Source organism: Erythrobacteraceae bacterium WH01K (assembly GCA_027941995.1).
Classification (GTDB): domain Bacteria; phylum Pseudomonadota; class Alphaproteobacteria; order Sphingomonadales; family Sphingomonadaceae; genus CAJXSN01.
Window position 1 is genome coordinate 1,036,586 of record CP115966.1, and the last position, 26,684, is coordinate 1,063,269.

General features: G+C 64.3%; 26 protein-coding genes and 1 other RNA gene. 17 read left to right on the forward strand and 10 right to left on the reverse strand.

Annotated features, from left to right (window positions below; all coding sequences use genetic code 11):
- Positions 1-16: 16 nt before the first annotated feature.
- From PF049_05125 to PF049_05150, 6 genes are all read left to right on the forward strand, one after another.
- Positions 17-433, forward strand: coding sequence for a M67 family metallopeptidase (locus PF049_05125; protein WBY17534.1), 417 nt, complete (start codon positions 17-19; stop codon positions 431-433).
- Between the two features lie 178 nt (positions 434-611).
- Positions 612-1,271, forward strand: coding sequence for a histidine phosphotransferase family protein (locus PF049_05130; GenBank protein ID WBY17535.1), 660 nt, complete (start codon positions 612-614; stop codon positions 1,269-1,271).
- Between the two features lie 128 nt (positions 1,272-1,399).
- Positions 1,400-2,038, forward strand: a complete 639-nt coding sequence (locus PF049_05135) for an N-acetylmuramoyl-L-alanine amidase (GenBank protein ID WBY17848.1) — start codon at positions 1,400-1,402, stop codon at positions 2,036-2,038.
- 7 nt (positions 2,039-2,045) lie between these two features.
- Positions 2,046-2,452: RNase P RNA component class A (rnpB, locus tag PF049_05140), an RNA gene on the forward strand.
- Between the two features lie 70 nt (positions 2,453-2,522).
- Positions 2,523-3,284 (forward strand): hypothetical protein, encoded by a 762-nt coding sequence (locus PF049_05145; GenBank protein ID WBY17536.1) that lies wholly within the window; start codon positions 2,523-2,525, stop codon positions 3,282-3,284.
- A gap of 41 nt (positions 3,285-3,325) precedes the next feature.
- A complete protein-coding gene (locus PF049_05150; GenBank protein ID WBY17537.1) occupies positions 3,326-4,696 on the forward strand; it encodes an energy transducer TonB in 1,371 nt (456 codons plus the stop codon).
- Between the two features lie 9 nt (positions 4,697-4,705).
- Here the strand turns inward: PF049_05150 and PF049_05155 are convergent, their stop codons facing one another.
- Positions 4,706-6,028, reverse strand: coding sequence for a UDP-glucose/GDP-mannose dehydrogenase family protein (locus PF049_05155; protein ID WBY17538.1), 1,323 nt, complete (start codon positions 6,026-6,028; stop codon positions 4,706-4,708).
- A 63-nt stretch (positions 6,029-6,091) separates the two neighbouring features.
- Positions 6,092-6,895, reverse strand: coding sequence for a metallophosphoesterase family protein (locus tag PF049_05160; protein WBY17539.1), 804 nt, complete (start codon positions 6,893-6,895; stop codon positions 6,092-6,094).
- A 264-nt stretch (positions 6,896-7,159) separates the two neighbouring features.
- On the opposite strand from PF049_05160, the gene PF049_05165 reads away from it, so the two are divergent.
- A complete protein-coding gene (locus PF049_05165; GenBank protein WBY17540.1) occupies positions 7,160-7,936 on the forward strand; it encodes a TorF family putative porin in 777 nt (258 codons plus the stop codon).
- Positions 7,937-8,007: 71 nt separating this feature from the next.
- Positions 8,008-8,445: a VOC family protein gene (locus PF049_05170; protein WBY17541.1), complete on the forward strand. Its 438-nt coding sequence runs from the start codon at positions 8,008-8,010 to the stop codon at positions 8,443-8,445.
- A gap of 39 nt (positions 8,446-8,484) precedes the next feature.
- On the opposite strand, the gene nhaA is transcribed toward PF049_05170, so the two are convergent.
- On the reverse strand, positions 8,485-9,699 hold the full coding sequence (gene nhaA / locus PF049_05175; protein ID WBY17542.1) for a Na+/H+ antiporter NhaA: 1,215 nt from the start codon (positions 9,697-9,699) through the stop codon (positions 8,485-8,487).
- An 88-nt stretch (positions 9,700-9,787) separates the two neighbouring features.
- On the opposite strand from nhaA, the gene PF049_05180 reads away from it, so the two are divergent.
- The 5 genes from PF049_05180 to PF049_05200 all read left to right on the forward strand — a co-directional run bounded on the left by PF049_05180 (position 9,788) and on the right by PF049_05200 (position 15,885).
- Entirely contained in the window at positions 9,788-11,200 is a 1,413-nt protein-coding gene (locus PF049_05180; GenBank protein ID WBY17543.1) for a glycosyl transferase family protein, read from the forward strand.
- A 521-nt stretch (positions 11,201-11,721) separates the two neighbouring features.
- Positions 11,722-12,345, forward strand: a complete 624-nt coding sequence (locus PF049_05185; protein WBY17544.1) for a hypothetical protein — start codon at positions 11,722-11,724, stop codon at positions 12,343-12,345.
- 101 nt (positions 12,346-12,446) lie between these two features.
- A complete protein-coding gene (locus tag PF049_05190; GenBank protein WBY17545.1) occupies positions 12,447-13,361 on the forward strand; it encodes a sulfite exporter TauE/SafE family protein in 915 nt (304 codons plus the stop codon).
- Complete coding sequence (locus PF049_05195; protein ID WBY17849.1) at positions 13,361-14,125, forward strand: TIGR02186 family protein; 765 nt, start codon at positions 13,361-13,363, stop codon at positions 14,123-14,125. The genes PF049_05190 and PF049_05195 overlap by 1 nt, the downstream gene beginning before the upstream one ends.
- Before the next feature lie 77 nt (positions 14,126-14,202).
- Entirely contained in the window at positions 14,203-15,885 is a 1,683-nt protein-coding gene (locus tag PF049_05200) for a DUF87 domain-containing protein (protein ID WBY17546.1), read from the forward strand.
- Positions 15,886-16,093: 208 nt separating this feature from the next.
- On the opposite strand, the gene PF049_05205 is transcribed toward PF049_05200, so the two are convergent.
- Both PF049_05205 and PF049_05210 read right to left on the reverse strand, forming a co-directional pair.
- Positions 16,094-16,831 carry a 7-carboxy-7-deazaguanine synthase QueE gene (locus tag PF049_05205; GenBank protein ID WBY17547.1) on the reverse strand — a complete coding sequence of 246 codons (738 nt, stop codon included), beginning with the start codon at positions 16,829-16,831 and terminating at the stop codon, positions 16,094-16,096.
- A gap of 1 nt (position 16,832) precedes the next feature.
- Positions 16,833-19,592 (reverse strand): valine--tRNA ligase, encoded by a 2,760-nt coding sequence (locus tag PF049_05210; GenBank protein WBY17548.1) that lies wholly within the window; start codon positions 19,590-19,592, stop codon positions 16,833-16,835.
- Between the two features lie 152 nt (positions 19,593-19,744).
- On the opposite strand from PF049_05210, the gene PF049_05215 reads away from it, so the two are divergent.
- Genes PF049_05215 through PF049_05230 form a run of 4 tightly spaced genes read left to right on the forward strand, consistent with a single transcriptional unit; the run spans position 19,745 to position 23,371 of the window.
- The gene (locus tag PF049_05215; protein ID WBY17549.1) at positions 19,745-20,857 is read left to right on the forward strand and encodes an ABC transporter permease; all 1,113 of its coding nucleotides are present in this window, start codon (positions 19,745-19,747) and stop codon (positions 20,855-20,857) included.
- A gap of 26 nt (positions 20,858-20,883) precedes the next feature.
- The gene (locus tag PF049_05220; protein WBY17850.1) at positions 20,884-21,699 is read left to right on the forward strand and encodes an ATP-binding cassette domain-containing protein; all 816 of its coding nucleotides are present in this window, start codon (positions 20,884-20,886) and stop codon (positions 21,697-21,699) included.
- Between the two features lie 59 nt (positions 21,700-21,758).
- Positions 21,759-22,733: an MlaD family protein gene (locus PF049_05225; protein WBY17550.1), complete on the forward strand. Its 975-nt coding sequence runs from the start codon at positions 21,759-21,761 to the stop codon at positions 22,731-22,733.
- An 8-nt stretch (positions 22,734-22,741) separates the two neighbouring features.
- Complete coding sequence (locus PF049_05230; GenBank protein ID WBY17851.1) at positions 22,742-23,371, forward strand: ABC-type transport auxiliary lipoprotein family protein; 630 nt, start codon at positions 22,742-22,744, stop codon at positions 23,369-23,371.
- A 45-nt stretch (positions 23,372-23,416) separates the two neighbouring features.
- Here the strand turns inward: PF049_05230 and PF049_05235 are convergent, their stop codons facing one another.
- Genes PF049_05235 through PF049_05255 form a run of 5 tightly spaced genes read right to left on the reverse strand, consistent with a single transcriptional unit; the run spans position 23,417 to position 26,643 of the window.
- Entirely contained in the window at positions 23,417-24,112 is a 696-nt protein-coding gene (locus PF049_05235; GenBank protein WBY17551.1) for a molecular chaperone, read from the reverse strand.
- Positions 24,109-24,318 carry a hypothetical protein gene (locus PF049_05240; protein ID WBY17552.1) on the reverse strand — a complete coding sequence of 70 codons (210 nt, stop codon included), beginning with the start codon at positions 24,316-24,318 and terminating at the stop codon, positions 24,109-24,111. The genes PF049_05235 and PF049_05240 overlap by 4 nt, the downstream gene beginning before the upstream one ends.
- The gene (locus PF049_05245) at positions 24,315-24,992 is read right to left on the reverse strand and encodes an HAD-IA family hydrolase (protein ID WBY17553.1); all 678 of its coding nucleotides are present in this window, start codon (positions 24,990-24,992) and stop codon (positions 24,315-24,317) included. The genes PF049_05240 and PF049_05245 overlap by 4 nt, the downstream gene beginning before the upstream one ends.
- Positions 24,989-26,227, reverse strand: a complete 1,239-nt coding sequence (locus tag PF049_05250) for an RluA family pseudouridine synthase (GenBank protein WBY17852.1) — start codon at positions 26,225-26,227, stop codon at positions 24,989-24,991. The genes PF049_05245 and PF049_05250 overlap by 4 nt, the downstream gene beginning before the upstream one ends.
- Positions 26,221-26,643 carry a CrcB family protein gene (locus PF049_05255; GenBank protein WBY17554.1) on the reverse strand — a complete coding sequence of 141 codons (423 nt, stop codon included), beginning with the start codon at positions 26,641-26,643 and terminating at the stop codon, positions 26,221-26,223. Before PF049_05255 ends, PF049_05250 begins: the two co-directional genes overlap by 7 nt.
- Between the last annotated feature and the right edge of the window lie 41 nt (positions 26,644-26,684).

Genomic DNA, 26,684 nt, shown 5'->3' on the forward strand with positions numbered 1-26,684 from the left:
CTAGCGGTCTTGGGCAATGACACTACGAGTCACAAGGGCGGTTATCGAAAGCCTGCTGGAACAGGCCCGGGCGGCGCACCCGGAGGAATGTTGCGGCATCCTGGTGGGACATGGCGGGGCGATTACCGCGATCCGCCCGGCGCGCAATGTCCATCCCATGCCCGCCACGCATTTCGAGATCGACCCGCAGGCGCTGATCGACGCCCACCGCGCCGCGCGGGATGGGGCAGGGGATGGAGACGCGCACGGGCAGGAGGTCGCCGGCTATTACCATTCGCACCCGCGCGGGCCCGCCAGCCCTTCCGCGACCGACCGGGCCTCGGCATCCGGCGACGGGCGGATCTGGGCCATCGTCGCCAAATCGGACATCCGGTTCTGGAGAGATGGCGAGCAGGGCTTCGCGGCGCTTTCCTGCAGCGAAACAGATGGCTAGTGTCGCGCCCATGTCCAACGCCACGAAAGGGCGAAGTTTCGCCGGCTCCCGGCAAAAGTGTCAATTTCGCATATCGGCGATTTGCCATTATCTTACAGGCAGATAGCGGTTTCGATGCGGCATGGGCGCTGTCAACATTGTCAACTTCGCGCGTTCATTGAAAGGCCAGACTTCCTGAATGACCCAACCTGATCCCGTCGAATTCGCCAGCCTCCTGTGCTCCCGCCTGTGCCACGACCTCCTCAGCCCGGTGGGCGCGATGACCAACGGGCTGGAATTGCTGGCCGACGAAACCGACCCCGAAATGCGCGAGCGGTGCCTGGAACTGCTGGGCCAGAGCGCGAAGGCCAGCGCGGACAAGCTGAAATTCTTCCGCCTCGCCTTCGGGGCCGCAGGCGGCTTTGGCGACAAGGTCGAAATGGCCGAACCGCGCGCCGCGATAGAGGCGCTGGCAGGCGATGCGAAACGGATCGAACTGCGCTGGGCGCTGGATGTCGACACGCTGCCCAAACCGGCGGTGAAGGCCATGCTGAACCTTGCGCATATCGCGCTGGAATCGCTGGTGCGCGGCGGCACGCTGGATATCGGGGCGGAACGCAATAACGGGGCGAGCGAGATCGTGGTGCGCGCGACGGGGCCGAAGATCGCCTTCGACGACACGATCGGTCAGGCGCTGCAGGGGGACCTTGCCGCCGCAGACCTGTCGGGCCGCACCGCGCCTGCATGGATGATCGGGATGATGGCGGAGAACATGGGCGGCTCCGTCCAGTACCACCGGGGCGAGGATTCGCTGCTCCTGGGCGCCGTCATTCCCGAAGGGGAGGGGATGATCGGCTGATGGGCAACGGCGATAGCAGCGCAAGCGATTTCGGCAGGGCGGGCGAACGCCTGCCCCCGAGCGAAGACGAACTGGTCGACCGCGAGGTCCTCTCGCCCAATTTCGACGAGCGGACCGATCCCATCTCGATGGTGGTGATCCACTACACCGAAATGGAGGACAAGGGGTTCGCGATCGAGCGTCTGTGCGATCCGGAAGCCAAGGTCAGCGCGCATTACCTGATCGGCGAACAGGGCGAGGTCGTGCGCCTCGTGCCGGAGGAAAAGCGCGCATGGCATGCGGGCGTATCCTACTGGCGCGGGCACAAGGACGTGAACGGCATCAGCGTCGGGATCGAACTCGACCATCCGGGCCATGCCTATGGCTACCGCGAATTCAACGACGCCCAGTTCGAGGCGCTTGTCCCGCTGGTGGCCCGGCTGGTGAAGCGTTACGATGTTCCGCGCGCCAATGTCGTCGGTCATTCCGACGTGGCGCCTGCGCGCAAGATCGATCCGGGCGAACTGTTCCCGTGGGATCGCCTGGCCGAATACGGCCTCTGCCTGCCGAGGCCGGATAAGCTGGAGAAAGGCGATCCGTTCGACAACGACGCCAGCTTCTACCTCGCGCTCGAACGCTTCGGATACGATGTGACGGACGGGTACAAGGCGGTCGAGGCCTTCCAGCGCCGCTGGCGCCCTGAAAAGATCGATGGCGAGATCGACGGCCAGGTTCGGGCGATCCTGTTCCAGTTGCTGCTGGACAGGGACCGGGGCGTGACTAGATAGAGGCGTGCCAGGGGGCCGGGCAGCCGCGTTTCTTTCGAAGCGAGGAAAGTCCGGGCTCCACGAAACAAGGGTGGCGGGTAACGCCCGCCCGGCGCGAGCCGAGGGAAAGTGCCACAGAGAGCAGACCGCTTCGTTTCGGCGAAGCAAGGGTGAAAGGGTGCGGTAAGAGCGCACCGGGGAACCGGCAACGGCGACCGTCATGGCAAACCCCACCCGGAGCAAGGCCAAATAGGGGCCTCGCGCCTTCGCAGGCAGGGGTGTTTCGCCCCGAGAGGCCCGGGTTGGCTGCTAGAGCTGCGGAGCAATCCGCAGACCAGATGAATGGCTGCCCATGCGGGGCTGGTGCGTTCTTGGGAAACCGAGGCGCGCATACCGCCCGCTGGACAGGACCCGGCTTACAGGCCCCCTGGCACTTTTCGCTGTCCTACCGTGCAGTGTTGGGTCTATCCCTTTTCGAATGAGAGACTTGCACGCCCGTCGCAGCATGGCCCAGATCGTGGCCATCATCCTCGCCGTTATCGTCCAGATCGGCGCGACCTTCCTGCCGGCGCTGGGCTTCGGCGAGAATATCGGCAGCCGTTCGGACGATATCGAAACGCTGATCACCCCGTCCGGATGGGCGTTTTCCATCTGGGGGCCGCTGTTCTTCGGTTCGGCCTGCTACGCCGTCTGGCAGGCGCTGCCGGCCCAGCGGGGCAACCCGCTGCTGGGCCGGATCGGCTGGTGGTCCGCCGGGGCACTGGCCGCGCAAGGGGTATGGGCCGTTTACACGCAGGGCGCTGCGCTGACCGCGGTGTCGGCCCTCATCATCCTGGCCTCTCTCGTCTGCCTGCTGGTCATCATGCGCGCAGTCGCCGGGCTGCACCGGGTGATGACGACGGCGGAGCGGTGGCTGGTCGGGCTGCTATTCACCGCTTTGGCGGCTTGGCTGACTGCGGCGAGCATCGTGAACATTTCCGCCGCACTGGTATATCACGGCGCCGATTTCGGTGCCGCAGAGGCACTGATCAGCGCGGCCGTCATCGTGGTGGGCGGCTGCATCGCCTCGCTCGCCATTTCGCGCAGCCGCGGCGCGCCATATTATGCGCTCGTGTTCCTGTGGGCCTTGCTGGCAATCTATTTCCGCGGGGGGCAGGAAGCGCCTGCCGTCGCCTGTGCCAGTATCGCTGCCGCCATACTGGTCGCAGCGACCTCCATGCTACGGCTGGCCGATCCTGCCAATCGCCGGTTCTGGACCGGCTGGTAGGGGGGGGCGCCTTGCAACTCGGACTGCCCATGCGAACGGCCATGGCGGGGGTTGCATTGTCGGCCCTGATGTCGGCGTCTTCGGTTGCCGCGTGTTCCTTCATGCCGGTCATCGAACTGGAGGGGGATCCGGTCAGCCTTCGCGCGGATTGCCGCGCTTTGCTGAGGGACCGACAGGACGTTTTGCAACGTCTGGGCACCGGCACGCTTGCCTATTCGGACATCGGCGGAGCCGTGCGGGCGCTGGGGAACGGGACAAATGAATGCCCGCAGCAAAGGGGCACCGCATTTGCGTTCGTCGATGCTGCACTCGGTTCGCCGGTAAGAGCAGGCGCAGCATCGCCAGCTGTCGAAGATTTCCTGAAGTGGGCGCCGGAGAGCCTACCCGAGTTGCGAAGGATCGAGGCAATCACAGGAAGCTGGATCGTGTCGCCTGCCCCGACTTTCCATGGCGGCGTATGCAGTGCAACGCCCTATCTGGCGGACGCATTGCCGGATGGCGTCCCGCAGGAACGCCTGCAGTCGCTTCTCGTGCGGCCCGAATACTGGGCGGAGGCCATCCGCCAGTTCGGCAACAACCCGGCACGCGACCGCATGGTGCTGGAGACGCTTGTGGATTCTGCAAATCCGGAGTTCGACCTGCGCGAAGCGGCGCGCCTGCTTCCCGAATTCCACCGCGCAGACCGGACCCAGCCGAGCCGCCACGCCATGCGAAAGGGTGCGCGGACGCGCATGCTCGTGGCGGAGGCTCTGGCCGATCCCCAGCGGGGGCTTGCCGATTACGAGGCTGCTTCTGATGCGCTCGGCAGCCTCACCCAATTCACCGCTCCGGATTTGGACGCCCCAATGCGTGAGCGGCTAATCCGATTTCAAAACAGGATCGCGCAGAGCCGCCTCGCCAGCGACGATCCGGCGATACAGCGACGCGCGGAACTGGTCTTGCGCACAGGCGACCCCAATGCGCGGCCGGGGCCACCGGTCAAGGGATTACTTCCAGCGGGTAGCACGGTCGTGGTGCTGGAGGAGTGGCCAGAGGCGCTCGTCATGCCCCGGCTTGGCGAGAAAGCCATGGAGCGGATCGCCGATAGCTATCCCTCCCGGGCGATACGCACGGGCGAGGGCGGCCGGGTCGCGATCGGCGCGCTTTTCGATCCGGAAGGGACCTTCCGCACATTCCACGTGCTACAAGGGACCGCCTCATCCGCTCTCGAAAGGTCGGCGTTGACGAATGCAGAGAGGTACGTCCTGAGTGACACAGGCACGCTTCGTCTTTCCGGATATGCCGGCGCGTATGTTCTCGCGCCGCTTGCCGTGTTCGAATACAGCTTCGGCGACGCAGAAGGCGAGGCTACGTCCGATACTGACTGGCCACCTGTCTTTCGTATTACCGCCCCTCGATTAGGCGAAAACTGAGCCGAAAGCTCAGCTGCGCCCGATGCTGGAGTATTCGAAGCCCGCGGCGCGCATTTCTGCGGGTGTGTAGATATTGCGCAAATCGACCATGACCGGCGTCTTCGCGAGCGATTTTACCCGGTCGAGGTCCAGCGCGCGGAAGGCGTCCCATTCGGTGACGATAGCGACGGCATCGGCGCCCTCGATAGCGGAATATGGGTCGTCGCACATGGTGACGTCCGGCATCAGCGGGGCGGCGATGGCCATGCCTTCGGGATCATAGGCAGCGACGTCGACGCCCGCATCGCCCAGCGCCTGCGCAATGGCGATGGCCGGGGAATCGCGCATGTCGTCGGTGTTCGGTTTGAACGTCAGGCCCAGAAGGGCGACCTTCTTGCCGCGTGCTGCTTCGGCGCCGCCCAGCGCGTCGAGCACCTTTCGGCCCATTGCACGTTTTCGCGTGTCGTTCACCTTGACCACGGCTTCAACGATGCGGGTCGGACTTTCATGGTCCTCTGCCGTCTTGAGCAGGGCGAGCGTGTCCTTCGGGAAGCACGATCCGCCATAGCCGGGGCCCGCGTGAAGGAATTTCGGGCCGATCCGGCCGTCCATGCCGATACCGCGCGACACGTCCTGCACGTTGGCCCCGACCTTTTCGCACAGGTCCGCCATTTCGTTGATGAAGGTGATCTTCGTCGCGAGGAAGGCGTTGGCGGCGTATTTGATCAGTTCGCTCGACCGGCGGTTGACGATCAGCAGCGGCGATTCGTTGAGGAACAGCGGACGGTAGACCTCGGTCATCACCTCGCGGCCGAAATCGTCCTCCGCCCCGATCACGATCCGGTCGGGGCGCTTGAAGTCGCCGATGGCTGCACCTTCACGCAGGAATTCGGGATTGGAAACGACGGACACCTTCAGTCCGCGCTCCTTCACGGCGGCGCTGTCCGCAAGGATGCGTTCGACCTCGTCGCCCGTGCCGACAGGCACGGTGGACTTGGTCACCACGACGGCGTCGTTGGCCAGCGCGTCTCCGACTTCGCGCGCGACTGCGTGGACGTAGGTGAGGTCCGCATGACCGTCGCCCCGGCGGCTGGGCGTGCCCACTGCGATGAAGATGGCGGAAGCGCCCTCGATGCCCTCTGCAAGATCGGTGGTGAAGGAGAGGCGGCCCGCCTTCACATTGCTGTCGACCAGCGCATCCAGCCCGGGTTCGTAGATCGGCATGATACCGTCATGCAGCTTGGCGATCTTTGCCGGGTCCTTGTCGATGCACACGACATCGTGACCGAAATCGGCGAAACATGCGCCCGATACCAGGCCGACATAGCCGCTGCCCACCATAGCGATCTTCATTGCCGGGGTCCCTTGCTGGAAGTCTTTCGATTGATCATGACGCGGCCCATTGGCACGCGGATGTTAAGTTAGCGTGTCGCGGTGCTCGATGGAAATTTCGCCATCCTGTTCGACAGCCTGGATATAACGCCGCGTTTCGCCTTCCAGGACGACAGCGGTAAGGCGTCCGAACCGGAAGGCACCGGTATCGATCCCGATCCGGTTGGGACGCTCGTCCACATCTTCGAAAATGGTATGCCCGTGGACGATAATGTGCGGATGCGGTGCGTCATGGGCAAGGAAGCGTTCCCGGATCCACAGAAGGTCGCGCCGCTTCTGCTCTTCCAGCGGGACGCCGGGCGTAATGCCGGCATGCACGAACGCAAAGTCGCCCGCGACCACGAATTCCTCGAAGCCCTGCATAAATTTGCGATGCTTCTTGGGGACCAGTTCATGCAACCGCTTCTGCAGACTGGAGATCGAGGCGTCGTTATATTCCTTCTTCGGAATGCCGTAGCTCAGGATCGTCTCGCGTCCGCCATGCTTCAGGAAATGGCGCAGGACAGCCTTGTCTTCGAAACTCTCGAGGAACATCTCCTCGTGATTGCCGGCCAGTATGCGGACATTGCGCGATTTCTGCCACTGGCGTGCGCCCTCTATGACCTTGCGGCTGTCGGGTCCGCGATCGACCAGGTCGCCCAGCAGGACGACGGTGGTTTCGGCAGGTCCGCTCGCCTTGTCGTCTTCCTCGATGGCTTCGGCGAGCGCTTCGAACAGGTCGTAGCAGCCATGGATGTCACCGATGGCGTACCAGCGTGTCCCTTCGGGGACACTGGCACCCTTCGCGCGTTCGCGGGGGCGGAATAGGGCTTTGAGAGGTTTGATCATGAATTTCGATGCCAGCGCGGTCGCGGGCGCAGATAGGCATTCGCGCCCTAGAGCGCAAACGCTGTGCGGAGCCTGAACAACGCAGCTGTCACAAAAAAGCAACGGTTCGCCAGCGAGGAGAAAAGCTGTGCACCGAAATCTTGTGCGGCGCAGCAAACCTGTGCACAAAAGCAACGTCTCGAGTGAGAATCACGCACTAATAAACCGCGTGGCCGCTCGTACGCAGGTGGGACGAAGCACAACCCCAAGCTCCAGGAGCGAGTCATGCTTACGTCCATTCGCGGTTTTTCCGCATCGTCCGCAATCGCGGCAACTCTTTTTCTCGCCGCGCCTTCGATGGCGCAGTCCGTCGTCAATCCGGCCGAAGAGGTCGATGAAGGCAGCAGCAGCGGTCTGTCCGTCTCGGCTAATGTCGCGCTGACCAGCGAATACCGGTTCCGCGGCGTCGACCTTTCCGGCGGCGAACTGGCGATCCAGGGCGGCGTCGATGTCGCCCATGACAGCGGCTTCTATGTCGGTACGTGGGCATCCAGCCTCGACGAGCAGACGGTCGGCTACGGCAGCACCGAACTCGATGTCTATGGCGGATGGTCGGGCAACCTGACCGACGGCCTTGCCGCGGATGTCGGTGTGATCGGTTACCTCTATCCCGACGCCGGCCCGGGCGATTTCGATTATATCGAGGTCTACGGTTCGCTCGGCTACACGCTCGGCCCTGCCGAAACGACTGTCGGCATCGCCTATGCACCCGAGCAGGATTCGCTCGGCGGCGACGACAATTTCTACATCTATGGCGATGTGGGCGTGGGCATCCCGAACACGCCGATCACACTGACCGGCCATCTTGGCTATACCGACGGTTTCCTGACCTTCACCAATGACGGGAAAGCGTTCGACTGGTCGATCGGTGCCGAAGCCGCGATTGCGGGCACCCCGCTGACGGTGGGCGCAGCCTATGTCGGTGCGGAAGGCGACATTCCGGCAGGTGCGTATGATTTCGTCGACGATGCCTTCGTCGTCACGCTGAGCGCCAGCTTCTAAACGAAGCCAGCGATTATTTCCGGATGGGCGGTCTCTTGTGAAAGGGGCCGCCCTTTCTTTATGGCGCTTCCATGGCCAGATATCTCCACACCATGATCCGCGTCGCCGATCCCGATGCCGCGGTCCGATTCTTCCGGCTGATCGGCCTGGAAGAAACCCGCCGTTCCGATAGCGAGGGCGGACGCTACACGCTGATCTTCATGGCTGCCCCGGGGCAGGAAGGCGTGGCGGAACTGGAGCTGACCTATAACTGGCCGCCAGAGGACGGAAGCGAGCCCGAGGTCTATGACGGTGGCCGCAATTTCGGCCATCTCGCCTACCGGGTGGAGAATATCTACGAGACCTGCCAGCGGCTGATGGATGCGGGGGTCACGATCAACCGCCCCCCGCGCGACGGGCACATGGCCTTTGTCCGCTCGCCCGACGGGATTTCCATCGAACTGCTGCAGGAAGGCTATCTCGATCCCCAGGAGCCGTGGTCCAGCATGGAAAACACCGGCAGCTGGTAAGACCGACCGTATCGCGGCATTCGCCCCGGGGTTTGTCGCCTACGGTTCGACGAACTCGGTCGGCTCTTCCGGATGCGTCGTGGTCAGGCGCAGGACGGTGTAGCCCACGATGGCGGAGATGATCGATCCGCCAAGAATGCCGATCTTCGCCTCGTCGACGAACGTCCTGTTCCCGTCGAACGCCAGGCCGCTGATGAACAGCGACATGGTGAAACCGATGCCGCACAGGATGGTGATACCCCAGATTTCCACCCAGTTCGCACCCTCCGGCGCCTTGGCGATCTTCAGCTTCACCGCTGCGAAGATGATGCCGAAAATGCCGATCTGCTTGCCCAGGAAAAGGCCGGCTGCAATCGCGATGGGTAGCGGGGCGAGGATTTCATCCATGCCCATGCCCGACAGGTTCACGCCTGCATTGGCGAAACCGAAGATCGGCACGACGAGATAGGCGCTCCAGGGGGCGAGGCCGTGCTCCATCTTCTCCAGCATGGAGTGCCCGGTCTGGTCGCGCATGGGGATGGTCAGCGCGGCGACAACGCCCGCAATGGTCGCGTGAACGCCCGAGAACAGGACCGCCACCCACAGGACGAGCGAAACGAGAACGAAGGGCCACATCCGGCTGACGCCGAAGCGGTTCATGGCGACCATTACCCCGAAAACGACCGCCGAGATGGCCAACCACATCACCTTGATATTGGCGGTGTAGAAAGCAGCGATGACCAGCACCGCGCCGATGTCGTCGACGATTGCGACCGTCAGCAGGAACAGGCGGAGCGAGGCCGGCACCCTGCTTCCCAGGAGGCCCAGGACGCCCATTGCAAACGCGATGTCCGTTGCCGCCGGAATGGCCCAGCCGCGCAGTAGCTGCGCGTCGCCGCCGATCAAACCGACATAGACGAGCGCCGGCACGGCCATGCCCGCCGCAGCCGCCATGATCGGCAGGCGCCGCTGTTCGGGCGAAGCCAGTTGTCCGCAGATCAGCTCGCGCTTCACCTCCAGCCCGACGACGAAGAAGAAAATCGCCATCAGGCCGTCATTGATCCACAGGTGCAGATCGTCGAGCTTCGGGATCGGCGTCCAGGACAGCTTGCCATAGAAAAGCTGTTCATAGGCCCCGGCCAGCGGGGAATTCGCCACCAGCATGGCTGCCGCCGCGACCATGATCAGGAGAACACCCGCAGAGGCGTCGCTGACGAACAGTGCGCGGACGGGTGCGAAGGCACGAGCGATAGGTTTGCGGATCGGTCTCAACATCGTTGCTGCCTTTTCCGCAAAGTTACCGGCGTTGCAAGGGCGACCTCGTCTGGTTAGCGTCGTTGCGGGATATAAAGGGGGTCGCACTATGGAACTTGCCGGCTACACGGCCGGGCAATGGCTCGTGCTGGTGCAGCACGAGTTGCTGCTGTTCACGGGTCTGATGTTCCTTGCCGGAGCGATCGACGAATGGGCGGTCGACTTCCTCTGGTTATGGAAAAAGGCGACGGGGAAACTCGACACGCCGCGACTTCCCCAAGGTTTCGAAGAATCGTCCGACCCAGATCGCGGTGCCGCAGTCTTCATTCCCGCCTGGGCGGAGGCAGACGTCATCGGCCTGACCATCCGGCACATGCTGGCTGTCTGGCCTCAGCCCTCGCTGAGAATTTACGTCGGTTGCTATCCCAACGATCCCGATACGCTGACCGCGGCGTCGCAGGCCGCCGGGCGCGATCCGCGGGTGCGGCTCGTGCTGACGGAAGAGCCGGGCCCCAGCACGAAGGCTTCGTGTCTCAACCGCCTGTACGGCGCGCTGCTGGATGACGAGAGGCGCGGCGCTGCCCCAGTGGCATGCGTCATCCTTCACGATGCCGAAGACATGGTGGACCGGGCCGCGCTTCCGCTGATCCAGGCTGCGATGGGCGGCGCGGATTTCGTGCAACTGCCCGTGCTTCCCGCGCCGCAACCCGTCTCCCGCTGGATCGGCAGTCATTATTGCGAGGAATTTGCCGAGGCACACGCCAAATCGATGCCCGTCCGTGATGCTCTCGGAGCGTCCATTCCCTCGGCAGGCGTGGGATGCGGGATCGACCGCAAATGGCTTGGCCGACTGGCGGCGCGGCGCGGAAATAGCCTGCCGTTTGCGGCCGACAGCCTGACGGAGGACTACGAACTCGGTCTGACCCTGCACGAGATGGGGGCCGAATGCCGTTTCCTGCGCGTACGTTCGGCGAGCGGTCATCTCGTTGCCACGCGCGCCTGCTTTCCCGCCAAGCTCTCGGCCGCCGTCCGGCAGAAGAAGCGGTGGGTGAACGGTATCGCCCTGCATGGCTGGGACCGCACAGGCTGGGGACGTTCCCCGTCGGAAATCTGGATGCGCGTTCGGGATCGCCGGGGGCCGATGACCGCTTTCGTGACCGCGCTGGCATATCTCCTTCTGATTTTAGTAGCGGCAGGCCAGATAGCGACGTGGGCCGGTTACGGAGAGCCGCTGCAACTGACCCCGGTGCTGCGATGGCTCCTGCTGGTAAACGCGGCGGCGCTTGCGTGGCGCGCGGTGTTCCGGTTCGCGTTTACCGCGCGCGAATACGGCGTGCTGGAAGGGGTGAGGGCGGTGGGCCGCATTCCTTTATCCAATATCATCGCGATCATGGCGGGCTGGCGAGCATGTTTTGCATACTGGAGCGCTCTTCGCGGCGCAGGGGTCGTATGGGACAAGACGGACCATGCCGGGCACCCCAGCATGGATGACGAAGGCCGCTTCGCACGAGGCGCAGCATGAGGACTGCAGCCTCGGCGCGCAGCGGTCGTCCATTGATGGCGCTGGCGGTCCTGCTGTGTTTGTGGGCTGCAGTCAGGGCGTCTCTCTGGCAGTCCCCGTTCCCGGTCTCCTTGCCGGACCTGCCTGTGCGCGGCCTGCACCTTCCGGACCTGATCGCAGCGAAATCCCCTGTTCCCACTTCCGCGAAAAAAATCGAAGTTTTTGCCGAAAGCGCCGCTGAGCATTCCGGCTTCGCGACCGCAAGAAACGTGTTCGGGTGTCGGCAAGCGCATGGATTGGCCGGTTCTGACACAGGCAACGTGGCCGAAGCGTATAGAGGCGGGCCAAACACCGCGTCGCTCGCGGCATCCGCGAACCATCAGATCCTGTTTGCAGCCGGACTCTCCCGAATACCTTCGACCACGGGCATGCTGGTGAGCGGGGGAGAGCCACGCGCGTGGATACCCGCCGCAGATCTTCGGTCGGCTGCAACGCGGAAGCGTTGGAGCCTGGACGGATGGGCCCTGTGGCGCGGAAATTCGGTGAGCGAAGCGACAATTGCCGGCCCGCGTCCCAGCTACGGCGCGAGCCAGGCGGGAGCGGTCCTGCGCTACAACGTGGCCCCTGTCAGCGACCATGAACCCGCCGCTTTCCTTCGCGCGACTCGTGCGCTCGTCACCGGAGGCGAGACCGAATTGGCCGCCGGACTGAGTGCGAAGCCCGCCGCGCGATTGCCCTTGAGGGCCCATGCCGAAATCCGCACGACAGTTCGCGCAGGAAGCACGGAAATCCGCCCCGCGGTCTTCCTGACTACGCAGATTGCGCCCATCAGGTTGCCGGGGAAGACGAAGGCCACGCTCTATGCCCAGGGTGGGTATGTCGGAGGCGACTTCGCAACGCCGTTCGCCGATGGACAGGCAAGGGTCGACCGTTCGGTCGCTCGTTTAGACCTGGGGAAGGTCGGCGCCGGCGAAGTGAGGATCGGTGCAGGCGCATGGGGAGGCGCCCAGAAGGGGGCGGCGCGGCTCGACGTCGGTCCTTCCGCGACGATAACGCTCGATAGCGCTCCTGTCCCTGCCAGCCTTTCGCTGGACTACAGGGTACGGGTGGCAGGGGATGCAGAGCCGGATTCAGGTCTCGCGGTCACGCTTGCGACCAGCTTCTGACCGTCGGTTGGTCGGGCAGGAATGCTGAACGAATTACCCGGATACGAAGGCGTGAACGCTTCCCACCGCATCGTGGCTAAGCTAGTCACGTCGCTGAGCTCATGGATGTCTACCTCCCTATCGCCAATCTCTCGGTCGACGGCATTGTCATCGTCGCGCTTGGCGCGCTGACGGGAATATTGTCGGGCCTGTTCGGTGTCGGCGGAGGCTTCCTGACGACGCCGCTGCTGATCTTCTATGGCATTCCGCCAACGGTCGCCGCGGCCTCCGCAGCCACGCAGGTCACCGGCGCCAGCGTTTCGGGTGTTCTTGCCCATGCGCGGCATGACGGGGTGGACTACCGGATGGGCGCGGTCCTTGTCGGGGGCGGTATCCTGGGCGCGGTCTTCGGCGCGCTCCTGTTCCGCTTCTTCCAGTCGGTCGGGCAGATCGATGTCGTCATCAACGTGCTCTACGTCCTCATGCTCGGCACGATCGGCGGGCTGATGCTGCGGGAATCGCTCGAATCGATCGTCGCCAGAAGGCAGGGGCAGAAGCCTGTCGCCCGCCGCCGCCGCCATCACCCGCTGGTCGCAGCCTTGCCCTATCGCTGGCGGTTCTATCGCTCGGGCCTGTATATCTCGCCGCTCGCACCGCTCATCCTCGGGACGCTGATCGGCATCCTGACAATGCTGATGGGTGTGGGCGGCGGTTTCATGCTGGTCCCTGCCATGCTCTATATTCTGGGGATGAGCGGGCAGGTCGTGGTTGGCACCAGCCTCTACAACATCCTGTTCGTTACCATCGCCACCACCATGATCCACGCGCTGACGACCAAGGCGGTCGATCTGGTGCTGGCCGCATTACTGCTGCTGGGATCGGTGCTGGGCGCGCAGTTCGGGACGCGCATCGCCTTTCGCCTGAAACCGGACTTGTTGCGCGTCGTCCTGTCGACCATCGTGCTGCTCGTTGCGCTGCGAATGCTCTACGGGCTGGGAGTGCAGCCGGACGAGATCTATTCCGTGGTGCCGCTGTGATGCGCCTGCTGGCGATCATACTCGCGGTTCTCGCATTCGCCGCCCCTGCCTCGGCGCAGCGCGACCCGATCCTGGTCCCCGAAGTGTCGCAGGACGAGGTGCAGGTGCGGCAGGGGTTCACCGGGACCGAATTGCTGCTGTTCGGCGCGGTGCTCGACCCATCCGGCATGCGTGCGGCACGAGATTACGATATCGTGGTCGTCCTGAAGGGGCCGTCCTTCCCCATCCGGGTGCGCGAGAAAGAGCAGATCGGCGGTATCTGGATCAATGCGGAGGACACCGCATTCCGCTCCGCACCGAGCTACTTTGCAGTGGCATCCTCGTCGTCCATCGGTTCCATCGTGGACGAGCGGACGGCCGCAATCTTCGAATTCGGAACGGATTTCATCCAGCTTTCGCCCACCGGCGTCATCGACCCGGCAGAACAGATGCGTTTCCGCGACGGGCTGGTCGACCTGCGAACGCGGCAGGGCCTGTTCAGCCAGGACAGCGGCGGCGTCGAGATGCGCGAGGGCGTGCTTTACCAAGCGCGGATCGACCTGCCCTCGAGCGTGCAGACAGGCATCTATACCGCGGAAACCTTCGCAGTGACCGACGGCCGCGTCGTTGCCTCGGCGGTCGCCCGGGTAGAGGTTCGCAAGGTCGGCTTCGAGCGGCTGGTCGAGACCTTCTCCCAGGCGCAACCTTTCTTCTACGGCCTGTTGGCCATATTCCTGTCGGTCGGTATGGGCTGGCTGGCCGGGCGACTGTTCTCGAACAGCTAGGGCCGGTTTGCCTTCGTTGACGCGATCTTAACCCTGAACGTCATAGCTCGTCCTGCACATTACTACGGGGCGCAAAGATGACGGACTTGGCCAGACACGAATTCGCAAGCGACGATACGGCCGCACATTCTGGCAAAGAGGCTGCACCTTCTCCCGGCAATGCGATGCAGCCGATCGGTGTCGTCCTGGAAATTGCCGGGTCCGGCTCGCAGATCGCGCTCGATCTCCAGCGGCTCAACGAATGCATGGCGGACGACGATCCGTCCATCGCGCTGGCCGGACAGGTCGGCAGCCAGATCAAGATCCGCGTCGGTAACAGCTGGCTGCTGGCCAGCGTCCGCAACCAGCGACAGGACCGGCGACAGGGCGGCGGCGTCCTCGCAAACATCGATTTCCTGGGCGAAGGGCTGGAGGAGAAGCTGACCGGCCGCATCCATTCGTTCCGGCGCGGCGTCACGCGGTATCCCGTTCCGGGCGCGCTGATCTATCCCGCGACGACCGCCGATCTTCGCCAGATCTATGCCAGCGATGGCCGTTCCAACATCCAGATCGGTACGGTCTATCCGACCAAGGATATTCGCGCGGGCATCTATATCGACGCCATGCTGGGCAAGCACTTCGCCCTGCTCGGGTCGACCGGTACCGGCAAGTCGACCAGTGCCGCGCTGATCCTGCACCGCATCTGCGAAGCCGCGCCGCAAGGTCATGTCCTGATGATCGACCCGCACGGCGAATATTCGGCGGCGTTCAAGAATACGGGCGTCATCCTCGACGTGTCGAACCTGCAGATGCCGTACTGGCTGCTGAATTTCGAGGAACACTGCGAAGTGCTCCTGACAAGCCAGGGCAACGAACGACAGGTCGATGCCGACATCCTGGCGAAATGCCTGCTGAAGGCGCGGTACAAGAACCGCCTGGCCGAACAGATGGGCAAGATCACCGTCGATTCGCCGATCCCCTACCTCCTGTCCGATCTCTCAGCGGCCATCGCGGACGAAATGGGCAAGCTGGACAAGGCCACCGACACCGCGCCGTTCATGCGCCTGCGGACCAAGCTGGACGAACTCAAAAGCGATCCGCGTTACCAGTTCATGTTCTCCGGCATGTTGGTCGGCGACACGATGGCCGAATTCATCTCCAAGATTTTCCGCATGCCCGGCGATGGCAAGCCGATCGCGATCATCGACGTCTCGGGCGTTCCGTCCGACATCACCTCGACCGTGGTCGCGGTGCTCAGCCGGCTGGTGTTCGATTTCGCCATCTGGGGCCGCGAGGAACAGACCCGGCCTATCCTGCTGGTTTGCGAGGAAGCCCATCGCTACGTGCCGAACGAGGCCAATGCCGATGGTTCCAGTGTCGGCAACATCCTGTCGCGCATCGCGAAAGAGGGCCGGAAATACGGAATCTCGCTGGGCCTCATTACCCAGCGTCCCTCCGACCTTGCCGAAGGGGTCCTGTCGCAGTGCGGCACGATCATCTCGATGCGTCTGAACAACGACCGGGACCAGGCCTTCGTGAAAGCCGCCATGCCGGAAGGTGCGCGTGGTTTCCTCGACTCCATTCCGGCGCTCCGCAACCGCGAATGCATTATCTGCGGTGAAGGCGTCGCGATCCCGATCCGCGTGGCTTTCGACAATCTGGAAGAGTCCAAGCGACCCGCTTCGGAAGATCCCAGCTTCGTCGAGCTCTGGCGCGACCGGGGCGAGGGCGAAGAGGCTGTGCGCCGCGTCGTCAATCGCTGGCGTTCGCAGGGAAGCTGACCTTGTCGTGACCCTGCGGACGGGGCACGTCTGTGCCCCTGGCTTCCTCGCTCATGCGCCCTGACGGGCACAGCTCTGTGGACGCGCGGTCGCGCTTTCGAGCCCTTGCTGCCTCGAATAATTCCAGGCCATCGGACCAACGCTCTGTTTCGGCGTGCGATCAGCGCACCGCGAGGGCGAACCGACGGAGGTCGGTTCGACAAATAAACTACGTGCCGCGCGTGTCGCCGAACAGGTGGATGTGCAGTCGATCACTCAGCCTGTATCCGTGCTTCAGGCATAGCGGCACGAGCCATTCTTCCCGCTCTCGCAAGGTGCGGCTGTCCGTGCCTTCCGGCATCAGGAAGATGCGTCCCGGCGGAATGGCATGGGCACGCTGGAGGGCTGCCACCTCGTCCAGGTCGTCCGGCTGCGCGATCACGAACTTGAAGAAAGCGCGCGGGTCCAGCGCATAGGCATCCAGCCGTTCGGCAATCAGGGCAAGTTCAGCCGGGTTGCCGGAATGGGCGAGCTTGGGGCTGACATTGTACTGGTCGATATGGATGTCGAGCCGGGCAGGGGCGGCAATCGTGCCGTTCGTCTCGATCTCGAACGTCATGTCCGACAGCGCTTCGGCCAGCCCGGCCAGTGCCGGGGCCTGCAGCAACGGTTCGCCGCCGGTTACGACCAGCCGTTTCTGACCGAGTGCCATGATCCGTTCGGCCACGTCTGCGATGGCAAGCGTCCGCTGGTTGGCCCTCCGGTCGAACACCCTGCCATCGCGATGCGGCCTCTCGTCGCCTTCGAAATGCCAAGTATAGGCCGTGTCGCACCATTTGCAGGCGAGATTGCAGCGCGACAGGCGCATGAACGCGACAGGCATGCCTGCACTGGGCCCTTCGCCCTGCACGCTGGCGAAGATTTCCGGCCCGCCATCATCGTCAGTGGCAAGGACTAGCTGCGGCATCTCACCCCAGCCGCGCCAGCGCGGCCGTCAGGCGCTGGACCTCGCCCGCGTGATGGGCATGGTCGGCGCGCGCCTTCTCGACGGCTTCCGGTTTCGCGCGGTCGACGAAGTTCGGATTGCCCAGCCGCTTGTCGAGGCTGGCGACTTCCTTTTCGCTCGCTTCCAGCGCCTTGGCGATGCGGGCCTTTTCCGCGTCGATATCGATGACGCCTTCCAGCGGCACGGTCAGGACATCGCTGCCGGCGGTCACCTGCATGGCCGGACCGTCGGGGGCGGGGCCTGCGGTGACAGGCACCAGGCGGGCAAGCCGTTCGATGGCCGCGCTGCTGCGCTCCATAACGCCTGCCGCAGTGTCGGAAGGATTGTCGATGAAGGCAGGCAGTTTCGTGCCGGGCGAAATGCCCAGTTCATTTTTTGCGCTGCGAACGGCCGTTGTCAGGTCGATCACCCAGTCGATGGCATCGGTCGCCTGTTTGCTGACGCTGGCGTTCGGCTCGGGCCACTTGGCGGTAATCAGCGGATAATCCGCGCGGTCGCGGCCGTTGACCTCGCCCTGTTTCGACCACAGCTCTTCGGTGATGAAGGGCATGAAGGGGTGGAGCATGACCAGGATCTGGTCCAGCGCCCAACCGGCGACGGCGCGCGTTTCGGTGGCCGCATCTTCGCTTGCACCTTCTGCGAACACGGGCTTGATCAGTTCCAGGTACCAGTCGCAGAACCGGTCCCATACGAAGTGGTAGATCGTGTTGGCAGCGGCATCGAAGCGCAGGTCCGCCATGGCCTCGTCCAGCTTGCGGACGGTTTCGGAAACCTCGCCGATGATCCACTGGTTGGCGGCAAGCCGGGCCTGCGGAGCCTCCAGCGTGTCGCTCGCACCGATGCCGTTGGACTGGCAGAAGCGGGTGGCGTTCCACAATTTCGTCGCGAAGTTGCGGTAGCCCTCGACCCGCTTGTCATCCATCTTGATGTCGCGGCCCTGGCTTTCCATCGCCGCCATGAAGAAGCGCAGCGCATCGGCGCCGTACTGGTCGATCAGGCCCAGCGGGTCGACGACATTGCCCTTGGACTTGCTCATCTTCGAGCCGTCTGCCGCGCGTACCAGCCCGTGCAGGTACAGCCGCGGCCACGGCGCCTGCCCCGTGTTGTAATTGCCCATCATCATCATCCGCGCATCCCAGAAGAACAGGATGTCGAAGCCGGAGACGAGCAGGCTGTTGGGATAGTGCTTCTCGGCAAGCGCGGTCTTCTCCGGCCAGCCGAGCGTGGCTGAGGGCCACAGAGCGCTGGAGAACCACGTGTCGAGCACGTCGGAGTCCTGCGTAAGAGCGACGCCTTCGCCTGCCTGAGCCTGCGCGTCGGCTTCGGACAGCGCGACATAAACTTCGCCATCGTCGCCATACCATGCGGGGATCCGGTGCCCCCACCAAAGCTGGCGGCTGACGCACCACGGCTGGATGTTCTCCATCCAGTTGAAGAACGTCTTCTCCCACGTCTTGGGGACGATCTCGACCTCGCCCGATTTCACCTGCGCAATGGGTTTCTCGGCGAGCTTCGCGGCATCGACATACCACTGGTCGGTCAGCCAAGGTTCGATCACCACGCCGCCGCGGTCGCCGAAGGGCGTCGCGATCTGGCGCGGCTCGGCGTCCATCTCGACATCTTCGCCCTTCTTCGTCTTCGCCTTGTGCGGGATGAGGTGGCCGCTTTCCTTCAGGCGCTTGACCACCAGTTCGCGGGCGCCGTCGCCTTCGCCGGCGATTTTCTCTGCGCGGAAACGGTGGAGGCCGATGAATTCGTCCGGCACCAGCCCGTCGGCGGTCTGGCAGACATTGGCCTCGCTATCGAGCATGTTCAGCATGTCGGCAGGCGCGATACCGGCGCGCTTGCCGACCTCGAAATCGTTGAAATCGTGGCCCGGCGTGATCTTCACCGCGCCGCTGCCGAGTTCGGGATCGGCGTGTTCGTCGGCCACGATGGGCACGCGGCGGCCAGTGATGGGCAGGATCACGTGCTTGCCCACGACGCTGGCATAGCGTTCGTCTGTCGGATGCACGGCCACCGCCATGTCGGCCAGCATCGTCTCGGGCCGGGTGGTCGCCACCTCTATGTAATCGCGCCCATCTGCCAGCGCGACGCCGTCTTCCAGCGGATAGCGGAAGTGCCAGAAACTGCCGGCGATCGTCTGCGTCTCGACTTCCAGGTCGGAAATCGCGGTCTTCAGCTTGGGGTCCCAATTCACCAGCCGCTTGTCGCGGTAGATGAGGCCGTCATTATAGAGATCGACGAAGGTCTTCAGCACCGCGTTCGAGAAATGCTCGTCCATGGTGAACTGTTCGCGCGACCAGTCCATCGAACAACCCAGTCGGCGCAGCTGGCGCGTGATCGTGCCGCCGCTTTCCTCCTTCCATTCCCAGACTTTCTTCACGAAGTCTTCGCGGCTGTAATTCGTGCGCTTGTCCCCTTTGGCCTCCAGCTGGCGCTCGACCACCATTTGCGTGGCGATGCCGGCATGGTCGGTCCCCACGACCCACAGCGCGTCCTTGCCCCGCATCCGTTCGTAACGGATCACGATGTCCTGCAACGTATTGTCGAGCGCGTGGCCGATATGGAGCGAGCCGGTCACGTTCGGCGGAGGATTGACGATCGTATAGGGTTCCGCGTCCGGGCGGTCCGGGCGGAAGAGGCCGTTTTCTTCCCAATGGGAATACCAGCGCGCCTCGATGGAGGCGGGATCGAACGTGGTGGGCAAGGATGAAGTCATGTGTGTCGGGCTCGCTGATGCTCGCTGTCGGGACCGGAACCGGAATTGGATGGCGCGGCTTTGCCAGCGCCCGATAACGGGTGCAAGCACAACGGTTTTCTGTGTCAATTCCCCTTGTGGCAGCGAAAGAATGGAAGCATAGATTCCCGAAGATGCGGGAATGGGCACAACTTCAGGTCGACACGGGCGATGACGGGGCGCAGCGCGTGGCCGTATCGGGCCCGCTGACGATTTCCTCCATCGCCCTGATCGACAGCCAGTTCCGCGCTCTGGAAGGCGACGTCGCCTCCATCGACCTGTCCGGCGTGACCGATATGGACACGATCGGTGCCTGGACCGTGCACCGCGCGTGCAAGCGGCTGGGAACGGAAATCATCGGACCCAGCGACAAGGCAAGCAATCTCATCGAAACGGTGGCTTCCGCCGCCAGCGACGCCCCCATGGCGCCGGAACGCCTGCCAGTGGTGGAGCGGGTGCTGGTCGAAGTGGGCGACAAGACGCGCAATGCGTGGGCCGGCACGAAGTCGGTCGTCGGGTTCCTTGGCGCGGTCCTGATCGCGATGAAGGACATCCTTCGCCACCCCAGCCGTTTTCGCACGAAAGCGGTGGTGCACCAGCTGGAACTGGTGGGCGTATCCTCGCTCCCCATCATCGGGTTGATGAGCTTCCTGATCGGTATCGTCGTCGCCCAGCAGGGCGCCGCTCAGCTCGCCCAGTTCGGGGCGGAAACACTGACGATCAACCTCACGGGCCGCCTCGCCACCCGCGAACTGGGTGTGCTGATGACCGCGATCATGGTTGCGGGCCGCTCGGGCAGCGCCTTTGCCGCGCAGATCGGCACGATGAACCTGACCGAAGAAATCGACGCCATGCGCACCATCGGGGTCGACCCGGTAGAAGCGCTGGTCATTCCGCGTATCTTGGCCGCAGTGTTCATGATGCTGCTGCTGGGCTTCTTCTCCATCGTCCTGGTGATCGTGGGCGGTGCAACCATCTCCTCCGTGACGCTGGGCATTCCGTTCTTCACCTTCCTTGAGAGGATCCAGGAAGTCGTGCCGACCTACGATCTGTGGGTTGCGCTGATAAAGGCTCCGGTCTTCGGCCTGATCGTGGCGATGGCAGGCTGTTACCAGGGCATGCAGGTCGAAGGGAATTCGGAAGAAGTCGGCACCCGCACGACCAAGGCGGTGGTGCAGGCGATCTTCGCGGTCATCGTGCTCGATGCATTCTTCGCCGTCTTCTTCACCGAGCTGGGCTGGGCGTGATGTCGGACGAACGCAGCATCGAGGAAATGGACGAAGCCGCCCTCGACGTCATTCCCGAGCTTTACCAGGGCGAGCATCCCATCGTCGTCGAAGGGCTGGTCAACCAGTTCGGCGACTTCCGCATCCACGACGAGCTGGACCTGAAGGTCAATCGCGGTGAAATCCTTGGCGTCGTTGGGGGATCGGGCACGGGCAAGTCTGTCCTGATGCGCTCGATAATCGGGTTGCAGACCCCGCGCGCCGGGCGGATCGAGGTGCTGGGGACGGATGTCACCGCCGCAGAGGACGACGAGGATATCGATATCCGCAGCCGCTGGGGCGTCCTGTTCCAGGGCGGGGCGCTGTTCAGCACACTTACGGTAGGCGAGAATGTCGAGGTTCCTCTGAAGCAGTTCTATCCCGAATTGCGGCCCGAACTTCGCAAGCAGATCGCCCGCTACAAGGTGCTGCTGTCGGGATTGCCGGAAGAAGCCACCAGCAAGTATCCCAGCGAGCTGTCCGGCGGGATGAAGAAGCGCGCCGGGCTGGCCCGGGCTCTGGCGCTCGACCCGCAGCTCCTTTTCCTCGACGAGCCTACGGCCGGCCTCGATCCTGTCGGCGCAGCAAAGTTTGACCGCTTGACGCGCGAGCTGGCCGATACGCTTGGCCTGACGGTGTTCCTCATCACCCACGACCTCGATACGCTGCACGCCATATGCGACCGGGTCGCCGTGCTGGCGGACAAGAAAGTGATCGCGGTGGACTCGATCCCCAATCTGATGGCGCTCGACCATCCGTGGATCCAGGAATATTTCAACGGACCGCGTGGCCGGGCAGCTGCGGGCGGGTACGAGAAATCGTGACTAACATCATGAAACAGCACAATTGCCAGACCGGCGAGCGACGGGCATAGCAGGGAACGATGGAAACGCGGGCAAATCATCTGTGGGTCGGGGCGGTTACCTTGCTGCTCCTCGCCGCGCTCGCCGCGGGGATTGTCTGGCTCGCGCGGCTGAACGAAACCAGCCGGCAGGAATATGAAATCCTGTTCGAACAATCGGTCGAGGGTCTCGCTAGGGGCTCAACCGTGACATATGCCGGCGTGCCGGTGGGACAGGTGCGGGACATCTATCTCGAACCGGCCTCCGACGACCGCAGGGACCGTGTGGGCGTCTTGATCGAGATCAACGAGAGCGTGCGGATATTCTCCGACACGGCAGCCACGCTCAGGGCCAGCCTGACGGGCGTATCGACCATCCAGCTCGAACGCCTGACGCGTGAGGAAGCGCGTGATGCCGGGGTTACGGCGATCTATGTCCTGAACCCGGAAGAGAGCGAGGAACCGCCGCAGATCATCGCGCGCGAAGGCGGTATCGGAGCGATCCTGGCCAGCGTGCCCGACATCCTCGACAAGACGGAAACCACGGTGGAGCGGCTGAACCAGCTGCTGGCGGTGGAGAACCAGGACCGGATCATGGGCTTGGTCGACAATACCAGCCGCCTGTCCAACAACCTCGCCGACAGCGCGCCGGAACTGCAGCGCACGCTGCGCCAGATGCAGGGCACGCTGCGGGAGGCGGAAGGCGCGCTCGCCCAGTTCGAGAATACGCTGGCTTCGGCGGACAGCCTGCTGGGGCAGGAAGGCACCGCGCTGGCGCAGGACCTGCGCACGACGCTTGGCAGCGCTCGAACGGCAGCGGACAGCCTGGCGTCCACGCTGGAACAGGCCAATCCCGCGATCGAGCAACTCAACAGCTCTACCTTGCCGGCAGCCAACGCCACCTTGCGCGATCTCCAGTCGACCAGCCGCGCCCTGCGCCAGGTGACCGAACGGATCGAAAGCGAAGGCGCGACCAGCATTATCGGATCGCCCAAATTGCCGGATTACGAACCGTGAGAGTGACCATGACATCCACCCAGACGCAGCAGCAACGTGGTTTGCGCTCGGCAGTATGCGGCTCGCGCGCCCTTCTTGCGGGACTCGCCGCCCTGTCGCTCTCCGGCTGCATCAGCATCGGCGGGGAAGCGCCGGAAATGCTGCTGACCCTGACGCCGCAAAGCACGCTTGCCGCGGGCCCCGGCCCCAGCGGGCAGGCGGCCAGCGCTCTCCTGATCGAGGAACCCGATGCCGAGCAGCGCATCGCGGTTACCCGCGTGCCCGTGCAGGTCGATGGCTCCAGCGTCGCCTATCTGACCGGTGCGGAATGGGTGGAGCGGCCTGCCCGGCTGTTCCGCCGCCTGCTGGCGGAAACCGTGCGCGCACGCTCGGGCAGGCTGGTGATGGAGCGCGACGATTCCTCTGTTGTCCCGGGCGAAACGCTGCGCGGAACGCTGCGCCAGTTCGGATATGATGCCGCTGGCCGCAGTGTCACCGTTACCTTCGACGCAGTGCGCCGGACCCGGGACGGCACGCTGCAGACCCGCCGCTTCACCGCGACGGAACAGAATGTGGAGCCGGGAGGCATCGTCGCCGGGGCGGCGCTCAACCGCGCTGCGAACCGCGTTGCACAAGAGGTGGCGGACTGGATCGGCTGACGTAAGCCGGGCTGGTTCCTGCGAACAGGGCGGGGCTTGTCGCCTTTATGCCTTCAGGAGTTCGAGGAAGCGGAAGGCGGTCAGAAACGCCTGTTTCTTTTCCTCGCGCACTGCCTCTGCCTCTGCATCGCGGCCCCAGATTTCCGCCTGCATGTCTTCTTCAAGATTGGCTGCATTCCACAGCGCGGCCGGATCGGCCCCGTCCTCCAGCGCATTCAGGGCCACGCACAGCGATGCGGCCAGCGATGCGAGGGTGAGGGTGGCAGCCAGCGTGAACGGGTCCAGTTCATCGAGCCGGCGGCGCAGCGCCGCCATCGTCGCATCAGGCTGGCGGGCATGGACGATGCCGGCCACGCGTTCGAATGCGATATTTTCCCTGGACTCAAGCGCCGTGACCAGCGGTTCCCAGATCGTATCCTGCCGCCGGGCCAGCGCTTCGCCCGGTGCGGAGCGATAGCAGAGCGTATCCGTCTCGGCGAAAGCCAGTGCTTTCGAGACGGCGTCTTCCTCTCCGCTCGCCACGCGGTCGATGGAAAAATCGGTCAGGTCGCGAAGGGGAAAGCTGCGAGGGTCGATGTCCTCGCCCTGTGCGGACCATTCCGCCGCCATAGCCTCCGCCAGCGCCCGGCTCGGAACGATCTGCGGATTGAGCGCCTGTGTCTTGACGGCCCGGCCATCGAGGATGACCTGCCAGCCGCCCTCGGCCTGCAGCACATCCGTCTCGCTCCAGAAACGTTTCATGAGTCCAGTTTCTTCCACTGGCGCGTCAGGAACCACGGCAGGGCGAAGAACTCGGCAGCGCCAAGCACCACCAGCGCATAACCGATCAATGGTTCGTCGATCAGGCGCCCCGATACGATCGTGACGCCGAGCAGCACCATGACGACCGCAATCACGCGGATGCCGGTCAGCTGGAAATGGCGGCGGCGGGCTTCGTCCTCGGTCACTTCCCCGCTCCGCAAATCAGTCGGTACAGTTGACCGGCGTCCCCCGCGATGTCCGACGCGCCGGCGTCCAGCAGAGTGGCGGTGTCGTGATAGCCCCAGGATACGCCTATGGCCCGGACATCGGCCGCGCAGGCCATCTCCATGTCATAGAGCGTGTCGCCGATCATCACCGTGTTTTCCGGCTCGGCAAGCGTTTCCTCCATGGCCGTGCGCAGCATGGTGGGATCGGGCTTGGACGGATGACCGTCTGCGGTCTGCAGGCTGTCGAAGCTGTCTGTCAGGCCGTGCGTCTGAAGGCAGTGCTCCAGGCCGCGCCGGGACTTGCCGGTCGCGACCGCCAGGCTCCACCCCTCGGCCCTGAGTCGCTCCACCAGTTCGGCGATGCCTGCAAAAAGTGGCTCCGCCACTTCACCGCGTTCGCGCGCTTCGCGGAAAGACGTCTTGTACCTTTCGACGATGGCCGCGACTTCGCTGTCGGCCAGACTGGGCGCAAGATGGCGCACGGCATGGGGCAGGCTCAGCCCGACGATCTGGCGTATGCTCTGGCGGGAAGGCGGGGCGATCCCGGCGGCCCCGAAGGCGGCTTCCATCGCATCGCAGACAGGGGCCTGCCCGTCGACCAGCGTACCGTCGCAATCGAACACGGCGAGGCGGACGGGCGCATCGCTGCTCACCGCTTGCGACCTTTCGGGCCCGCGCCGGGCTTGCCGCCCGCTTTCGCCGGTCTGCCGCCGCTCTTCTTGCCGAGTTTTCGCTGGGGTGCTGCTTTGCCCGAATCCTTGCCGGTTCTGCGGGCACGGCGTTCCCCGCGCTGGCTCTTGCGGTACTGCTTGGCATGGGCCTTGGCGGCCTGCTTCTTCTCTGCCGGGGTGCGTTCGGTGATGTCCTCGCGCAGAGGCGCCGCATCGCTCAGCGCGATGTCGAAGCCCAGCTGCTCCATCGTGGCGGCGAAATGTTCCGGCAGGTCGGCAGTCACATCCAGCTTGCCGCCGCGTCCGCCCTTCTGTCCGCCGCTGCCCTGTCCCGGTTCGGAAATGATCAGGCGGCGCGCATGGAGATGCATCTTGCGGCTGACGCTGCCGGTCAGGAAAGCATCCTGCCCGCCATACTTGCCGTCGCCCACGATGGGATGGCCCATGGCCGCCATGTGGACGCGCAGCTGGTGGGTTCGGCCCGTCAGCGGTTCCAGTTCGACCCAGCACGCCTTGTTGCCGGCCTTCTCAACGACGCGGTACCGGGTCTTGGCAGGCTGGCCGTTTTCCTCGTCCACATGCATCTTCTCGCCGCCGGTGCCCGGCTGCTTTGCCAGTGGCGCGTCGATCTCGCCTTCTTTGAGTTCCGGCACGCCGACGACCAGCGCCCAGTAGACCTTCTTCGCGCTGCGGCCCGAAAACCGCTTGGAATAGCTCGCCGCCGCGCCCGGTGTGCGGGCGATCAGAAGGACGCCGCTGGTATCCTTGTCCAGCCGGTGGACAAGGCGGGGGCGGATGTCGTCGTCTTCGGGCGCAAAGGCATCCAGCAGGCCGTCCACGTGCCGCGTCGTCTTGCTGCCGCCCTGCGTCGCCAGGCCGGGCGGCTTGTTCAGGACGATGGCGGTCTTCGTCTCGCGGATGACCATCGCTTTTGCCTGCTCGATGTCGGCGGCGGAGAGGGGGCGTTTTTCGCGCGGCTTGCGGCCTGTATCCTCGCCGCCCGGGGGGACGCGCAGGACTTGCCCGGCGGTCAGGCGGTCGTCGGGTTTCGCCCGCGCTCCATCGACGCGGACCTGCCCGGTGCGGGCCCAGCGCGACACGGTGTTGAAGCCGACCTGCGGCAGGTTGCGCTTGAACCAACGGTCGAGACGGATGCCGTCATCGTCTTCGCCAACGGTGAACTGGCGGACCTGGTCGGAGGATTTGGGTGTCACGATACGGCCCTCATCACGGTCAGCCCGAACAGCAGGCCGCTGATGCCGAGCGAGAAGGACAGAACGGCATAGAGCCCTGCGATGGCGAACTGCCCGCGCTCTATCAACAGGACCATCTCCAGGCTGAACGCGCTGAAAGTCGTGAAGCCGCCGAGCAATCCAACGCCCAGCAAAAGGCGCAAATTCTCGGCATTCGTCCCGCCAGCGCCCGCGCCGCTGCGGGCCAGCCAGCCTGCAAGCAGGCCCATCGCCACGCTGCCGGCGGCGTTCACCGCCAGCGTCGCCCACGGGAACACACCCATCGCCTGCGGACCGAGCGCGCCGGTCATCCAGCGCCCCGTCATGTAACGAAGGACAGCACCCGCCGCCCCGCCAAGGGCGACGTGCAGAGTTGCGGCAAGGGTGGGAAGGGTCGACATTTGTGCAACGGCCCTTAACGTCTGTGCGGCCTGCTGGCCAT

Excerpts from the sequence above, each read along its gene's own strand:
- PF049_05125 (WBY17534.1), top strand. The coding sequence starts at position 17 with ATGACACTACGAGTCACAAGGGCGGTTATCGAAAGCCTGCTGGAACAG.
- PF049_05130 (WBY17535.1), top strand. The coding sequence starts at position 612 with ATGACCCAACCTGATCCCGTCGAATTCGCCAGCCTCCTGTGCTCCCGC.
- PF049_05135 (WBY17848.1), top strand. The coding sequence starts at position 1,400 with ATGGTGGTGATCCACTACACCGAAATGGAGGACAAGGGGTTCGCGATC.
- PF049_05145 (WBY17536.1), top strand. The coding sequence starts at position 2,523 with ATGGCCCAGATCGTGGCCATCATCCTCGCCGTTATCGTCCAGATCGGC.
- PF049_05150 (WBY17537.1), top strand. The coding sequence starts at position 3,326 with ATGGCGGGGGTTGCATTGTCGGCCCTGATGTCGGCGTCTTCGGTTGCC.
- PF049_05155 (WBY17538.1), bottom strand. The coding sequence starts at position 6,028 with ATGAAGATCGCTATGGTGGGCAGCGGCTATGTCGGCCTGGTATCGGGC.
- PF049_05160 (WBY17539.1), bottom strand. The coding sequence starts at position 6,895 with ATGATCAAACCTCTCAAAGCCCTATTCCGCCCCCGCGAACGCGCGAAG.
- PF049_05165 (WBY17540.1), top strand. The coding sequence starts at position 7,160 with ATGCTTACGTCCATTCGCGGTTTTTCCGCATCGTCCGCAATCGCGGCA.
- PF049_05170 (WBY17541.1), top strand. The coding sequence starts at position 8,008 with ATGGCCAGATATCTCCACACCATGATCCGCGTCGCCGATCCCGATGCC.
- nhaA (WBY17542.1), bottom strand. The coding sequence starts at position 9,699 with ATGTTGAGACCGATCCGCAAACCTATCGCTCGTGCCTTCGCACCCGTC.
- PF049_05180 (WBY17543.1), top strand. The coding sequence starts at position 9,788 with ATGGAACTTGCCGGCTACACGGCCGGGCAATGGCTCGTGCTGGTGCAG.
- PF049_05190 (WBY17545.1), top strand. The coding sequence starts at position 12,447 with ATGGATGTCTACCTCCCTATCGCCAATCTCTCGGTCGACGGCATTGTC.
- PF049_05195 (WBY17849.1), top strand. The coding sequence starts at position 13,361 with ATGCGCCTGCTGGCGATCATACTCGCGGTTCTCGCATTCGCCGCCCCT.
- PF049_05200 (WBY17546.1), top strand. The coding sequence starts at position 14,203 with ATGACGGACTTGGCCAGACACGAATTCGCAAGCGACGATACGGCCGCA.
- PF049_05205 (WBY17547.1), bottom strand. The coding sequence starts at position 16,831 with ATGCCGCAGCTAGTCCTTGCCACTGACGATGATGGCGGGCCGGAAATC.
- PF049_05210 (WBY17548.1), bottom strand. The coding sequence starts at position 19,592 with ATGACTTCATCCTTGCCCACCACGTTCGATCCCGCCTCCATCGAGGCG.
- PF049_05215 (WBY17549.1), top strand. The coding sequence starts at position 19,745 with ATGCGGGAATGGGCACAACTTCAGGTCGACACGGGCGATGACGGGGCG.
- PF049_05220 (WBY17850.1), top strand. The coding sequence starts at position 20,884 with ATGGACGAAGCCGCCCTCGACGTCATTCCCGAGCTTTACCAGGGCGAG.
- PF049_05225 (WBY17550.1), top strand. The coding sequence starts at position 21,759 with ATGGAAACGCGGGCAAATCATCTGTGGGTCGGGGCGGTTACCTTGCTG.
- PF049_05230 (WBY17851.1), top strand. The coding sequence starts at position 22,742 with ATGACATCCACCCAGACGCAGCAGCAACGTGGTTTGCGCTCGGCAGTA.
- PF049_05235 (WBY17551.1), bottom strand. The coding sequence starts at position 24,112 with ATGAAACGTTTCTGGAGCGAGACGGATGTGCTGCAGGCCGAGGGCGGC.
- PF049_05255 (WBY17554.1), bottom strand. The coding sequence starts at position 26,643 with ATGTCGACCCTTCCCACCCTTGCCGCAACTCTGCACGTCGCCCTTGGC.